Here is a 5336-nt window from a genome sequence, read left to right as displayed (position 1 = left end):
TGGTTTCTTTTTGTTTGACGAAATGTAAGAGAGGGTCGTCCCTTAGTCATCTATGATGACTTTTGGGACACCCTCTTCATTAAGGGAGCAGATATTCCATTGATCAATTCTTCAGTACATATCCCTTCCGTTCTGCTGGACCGCCTTGAGCGGTATGTCCGCTCTTGTCAGCCGAAGGAGGCATGCGGAGCACTGCTTGGTCATATTGAAGAGGAGCAACTACATATTTCCGAGTTTATCCCCATTCCGAATACCGCTGTTGACCCGTACCATCATTTTGAATTCGACGGGCCGGCTTGGGTCAACTGTGTGATGCGGGAAACAGCTTTAATCGGCATTTTCCACTCACATCCCACATCCTCCCCTGTTCCATCGGAAGAGGATTTGCAGCACCTGCAACTGTTCGGCGCCGGCTTAACGGCCTATTTAATCACAGGGGCCGGCAATCCATCCGGGTTCATGTTCACCGTAGCCTATCTGGTTGCTTCCGGCACTGCACCACCATCGTTATTAACGCTTGAGCTTGTGCCTTTACGCGTGACTTAAATGATTGTATAAATCCGCCAGATTGGTTACGCCACGCTTCATGATTTCACTCATGTAACAAACCCATAATTTCGCGGTCATCTTTGCGTCTTCCAGGGCATGGTGTCTGACTGTTACAGGTATGCCGTTTGATAGGAGCAGATCATCCAGAGTATAGCTGCCTGGCTGCGGATCCAGCCATTTGGCCAGCATCATCGTATCGATCACCCGATGGGTCAGCTGAACCTTGGACGTTTTCCAAAGCGCCGCGTTTAGAAAAGCTTTATCATGAGAGCTTGCATGAGCGACAAGCACCCTGCCGCCGACAAATGACATAAAGTCATGCAAGCCGTCCATCAAAGCCGGAGCATCGTTGCTCATTTCCTGGGTAATACCCGTCAATTCCGATATGTGCTCCGGAACCGGTACGCTAGGTTTGACCAGCGTATAGAACTGTTCCTTCTCCATAACTGTGTCGCCCACCACACGCACAGCACCGAAGGACAATATTTCATCCCCATGCTGGGGCGAGAAGCCAGTCGTTTCCAGATCAAACACCACAGTCTCAAGCCTTTCCAAGGGAGTCCGCATGGCCTCCGACCGGCGCTGTTCACGGGCGAGTGAACGGATAAATGCCATCTGCTGCGCGGTCGGGGCCCCCAACACGGAAGCAATTGCTGACGGCATGCCGCCTTGACGGAACACACTCCAAAATCCGCCGCCGCCCCTAACCGGCTCTTTCATAATTTTCTCCTTTCCAAAAAGCGAAGCTGTCTCTGCAGCGCCCTGTGCACTCTTCTGACCACAGTGAGGCTTTCCCGGAGCTCATACCACAGCTCACGCTGCTTCAGCTGCTGAACAGGCATATAACCGCTGCTGACAAAAAGCCCTTCCTCTTCCTTGTAAGGTGTGCTGTTTCGGAATTGGAGCGCGATTAGAAAAGCCCGCTGACAGGAATCCAATAGCGGAAAAGGGGCTGCTTCGAGCGAAGCCAGTTTTTTCAGCCGTCTTAACGTCGACGTTTCTGTTACGCCATTTTGCAGCGCCATGAACCTGACAGCGTTCACCAGCGGAATATAGCAGCCGTATTTGATATCGAAATCCCCGGCATGCTCCCCAAAGCGCTCAGTAACGATTTGACCTAAAATGTTCAGGGTCGCTTTATGCTTAACGGTATTGCGAAGAACTGCTGCCGCAAGGCCCGAATCCCTGCGAAACACGGCGCTGAAGGACTCTTTCCACTGTCTGGACAAGCCTTCATCTCCCGCGATATGCCTCATATCAGAGGCAATAATCAAATGCCGGATCGGATCCCAGCTGTAATCGGAGCTCCACTCCTCCAGCTGTTTCTTCCATGCTGCGGTCTTCTGTCGCCATAATGGCTCAGAGCACATGACCTTGCCTTCGCATTTACGGTAGCCGAGCCGTTCCAGCATATCCGAAAGGCGTGACCCAAAGGCAGCAAAATAAGCTTCCTGCTCCTCATCTGCTTCGTCGCTGATAATCATTCCGTTATCCTGATCGCTCCAGAGCGTGGATTCCGAGCGCCCCATACTCCCAAAAGCTATAAAGGCATAAGGGACGGGAGGAGGGCCGAAGCCATCCTCATCCATCCCTTGTTCGCATAACTGTACAGCCTTTGCGGAAATTGCATCATGCATCTCGTTAACCTGCCTGAGCCAAGCCTCCGTAGAGGCTTCGGTTCGTATTTCCAGCAGGCGATGCTGGGTATCCATCCTTGCCTGTCGCAAGCGATCAGGCGAATCGGCGTTAAGAATCGCCTCAAATGTTATATTGAACGCTTCTGCGCGCTGCGATTCCATACCGCCAGCCTCCCTCGCTCGAACCAACCGTCATTATTAATTCAATATGCGTTTCTCAGCATCAGCAATCAATTTCATTTGCTCAGGATAACCGTATGTGCCATGTTCGCTCATATCCAGACCCATCGTTTCCTCTTCTTCAGTAACACGAATGCCCATTACTGCTTTCATAGCACCGAGGATAATGAAAGAGATGATCAAAACGAATGCGAATGTGCCGATCAGACCGAGCAGCTGTACGCCAAGCTGCCCGAAACCGCCGCCATAAACAAGACCCGCTTTGCCTACACCAGTGATTTCTACCAGTTCAGGTTTTGCAAAAATACCCGTGGATACCGCACCCCACATCCCTGCAACACCGTGCACGGAGAAGGCGTAGATTGGATCGTCAATGCGTCTGCGCTCCAGCCATTGTGCTGTGAAGAAAGTGATGATACCTGCAACGGCACCTATAATAACAGCCGCCCACGGAGCAACAAATGCACAAGAGCCTGTAATGGCTACGAGAGCCGCCAGTACACCGTTCAGCATGCTTGGAATATCCGCCTTGCCGAATACCATCCAGGATACAGCCAGGGCGAAGACGGCGCCTGCTGCAGCCGCGATATTGGTTGTCAGGGCCACATAACCGAAGAAACCGTCGTTCATAGCGGAAACGGCGCTGCCAGGGTTAAATCCGAACCAGCCGAACCAGAGGATGATTACACCGAGGATGGAATAAACCTGGTTGTGTCCTGGAATGACATTCGGCTTGCCATCCTTGTTGTATTTGCCGAGACGCGGCTTCAGTAAAATGGTAGCCACCAGCGCAGCCGTTGCACCTGTCAAATGAACTACCGTTGAGCCAGCATAGTCCTGCATGCCGAGCTGGGCCAGCCAGCCGCCGCCCCATACCCAGTGGGCTACAACCGGATAAATAACAATGGAGAACAAAAGACCGAAAACAATATATACGCTCAGTTTAGCGCGTTCAGCCATACCGCCGCAAGCAATGGCCAGCGAGATGGCGGCAAAGGCAAAGTGGAACAGAAACATGATCGTTACAGGTACGTCCAAAGCGGACAAGGAGTCAAAAGACGGCGCTGCATCGGCTCCGCTTACGAAGAAACCCGTAAGCCCCATAAAGCCGTTGCCGTTGTCATTGCCGAAACCAAGACCAAAGCCCAGCGCCCAAAACGCCAGAGCAGATACACCGAGTGTCAATACCGTTCTGCCGGCTACGTGACCGGCGTTCTTCATTCTTGTCGATCCCGCTTCAAGCAAAGCAAATCCGGCTTGCATGAAAAATACGAGGATAAACGCCAGGAAGGTGAACGCAGAGTTCAAGCCAGCCTGCAGCTGAACGTTGGTCGGCCCCTCCTCCGCTGCGAAAGCTCCGACCGGAAAAGCCAGTATGGTCAGCAAAGCAAGCAGTGGAATCAACCATTTTTTCTTCATCAAAAACACTCCCTTTAATGTCACTTATCTTTACATATCGTGAAATCGTTAATGTCATTATAAGCAGAAGATAAGAAAGTTGACAAGAGAATTTTTCAAAAAGCAAGAAAAATGATAAACGGCCTCTAGTCCCATGCCTATAAGTCCTTTATCCTTGCTGCTATTTTCGTGAAAAAGCGTGACGTTTGACTGTACGGTTACGGATCATGTATCATAAGAAAAACGTCTATCGACAGCCACAACTTGTGGGGCCAATGATTTATCAAGGAATCGCGAGGTGAGCGCAAATGGGGATATGAAGCTGTACCGGATCGGCGAACTTGCCAAAGCCGCCGGCGTAAGTGAACGGACGATCGATTATTACACGAAGATGGGACTTATTGCTCCCGAAGAACGTTCTTTGAAAAATTATCGCCTTTACAGCGATGAAACCTTGAAAAGACTCGAACGTATTAATCAGATGAAACAAGAGAAATACAGCCTGGAAGAGATCAGGCAATCGCTTGAGAAATGGAGCGGGATAAGCAGCGAGGAACAGGTAACCGATAAGCTTACGACCCTTGAAATGCATATGCAGCGCTTGGAGAGGGAAGTACACGAGCTGCAGCCTCTTCTCAAGCAGTTAAAGCCGGTTCAGGCCCGCAAGGTGCTTACCGGGCTGCTGCCGCAAAGCGCAGCCTGCATTGAAGCGCTGAAGTATCTGCTCGAGCACAGTATGTAGATTCTCTTGTCCAATTCAACTTTATTTATTTTGGAGGTAATTGAATATGAGCGGCATGTATCTATTGGTGATCATTGCCTTTATCTTTTCGTTGTGGGCGCAGTTTCGTGTCTCCGGCACGTTCAAGCGCTGGGCCAAGGAGAGCAACCAGAGAGGCATGACCGGCTACGACGCAGCCCGGCATATGCTGGATTCCAACGGGCTGCACGATGTTCCGATTGAACCGGTGAGAGGCACACTCTCTGACCACTATGACCCGATCAACCGCGTTGTCCGTCTGTCGGAGCCTGTATATTACGAGAGCTCCATCTCGGCCATCTCCGTCGCCTGCCACGAGGTGGGTCATGCTATTCAGCATAAGGAGCATTATCCGTTCCTGACGATGCGCCATCGCGTTTTCCCGGTCGTGAACATCGCTTCCGGCATCGCGCCATTCCTGCTGATTGCCGGAATGTTGTTTCAATCGTTTAATCTGATCGGTCTCGGGATCATCTTCTTTTCTGCTACCGTAGCATTTCAATTGATCACCCTGCCGGTTGAATTTAACGCATCGAACCGCGCCCGTGAAATTATGGTCTCGGAAGGCTATATTCGCAATGATGAAGAGCGCGGTGTAGCCAAGGTGCTCAACGCAGCGGCACTGACCTATGTGGCAGCCGCCCTGGTCTCCCTGCTCGAGCTGATTCGTCTCATCGGAATCTTCAACAACCGCGATTAACAGAAAATACAACACAACAAAGGGTGCCCTCCGGGCAATGTCATTTAGTTAAGGCGCAGGGCCAAAAATCAAAAAAAGAGCAGGTTATCGAAAAGATAGCCCGCTCTTTTTT

6 protein-coding genes are annotated in these 5336 nt (G+C 51.0%); 3 read left to right on the top strand and 3 right to left on the bottom strand.

Annotation, left to right across the window (positions count from 1 at the left end; all coding sequences use genetic code 11):
• Positions 1–99 precede the first annotated feature (99 nt).
• On the top strand, positions 100–546 hold the full coding sequence (locus tag ACI1P2_RS31295; RefSeq protein ID WP_355327684.1) for a M67 family metallopeptidase: 447 nt from the start codon (positions 100–102) through the stop codon (positions 544–546).
• On the opposite strand, the gene ACI1P2_RS31290 is transcribed toward ACI1P2_RS31295, so the two are convergent.
• The 3 genes from ACI1P2_RS31290 to ACI1P2_RS31280 are packed head-to-tail and all read right to left on the bottom strand — an operon-like array spanning position 532 to position 3785.
• On the bottom strand, positions 532–1269 hold the full coding sequence (locus tag ACI1P2_RS31290) for an exonuclease domain-containing protein (RefSeq protein WP_355327681.1): 738 nt from the start codon (positions 1267–1269) through the stop codon (positions 532–534). The two genes, ACI1P2_RS31295 and ACI1P2_RS31290, sit on opposite strands and share 15 nt — an antisense overlap.
• Complete coding sequence (locus tag ACI1P2_RS31285; RefSeq protein WP_355327678.1) at positions 1266–2348, bottom strand: DUF294 nucleotidyltransferase-like domain-containing protein; 1083 nt, start codon at positions 2346–2348, stop codon at positions 1266–1268. The genes ACI1P2_RS31290 and ACI1P2_RS31285 overlap by 4 nt, the downstream gene beginning before the upstream one ends.
• 36 nt (positions 2349–2384) lie before the next feature.
• The gene (locus ACI1P2_RS31280; RefSeq protein WP_355327675.1) at positions 2385–3785 is read right to left on the bottom strand and encodes an ammonium transporter; all 1401 of its coding nucleotides are present in this window, start codon (positions 3783–3785) and stop codon (positions 2385–2387) included.
• Between the two features lie 295 nt (positions 3786–4080).
• On the opposite strand from ACI1P2_RS31280, the gene ACI1P2_RS31275 reads away from it, so the two are divergent.
• Together ACI1P2_RS31275 and ACI1P2_RS31270 are read left to right on the top strand one after the other, a co-directional pair.
• Positions 4081–4506, top strand: coding sequence for a MerR family transcriptional regulator (locus ACI1P2_RS31275; RefSeq protein WP_355327687.1), 426 nt, complete (start codon positions 4081–4083; stop codon positions 4504–4506).
• Between the two features lie 46 nt (positions 4507–4552).
• Positions 4553–5224 (top strand): zinc metallopeptidase, encoded by a 672-nt coding sequence (locus ACI1P2_RS31270; protein ID WP_355327672.1) that lies wholly within the window; start codon positions 4553–4555, stop codon positions 5222–5224.
• The last annotated feature ends 112 nt before the right edge of the window (positions 5225–5336 follow it).

Source organism: Paenibacillus jiangxiensis, assembly GCF_046098255.1.
GTDB classification, from domain to species: domain Bacteria; phylum Bacillota; class Bacilli; order Paenibacillales; family Paenibacillaceae; genus Paenibacillus; species Paenibacillus jiagnxiensis.
Note: the sequence above shows the minus strand (reverse complement) of the source record. Positions and strands in the feature narration are given on the sequence as shown.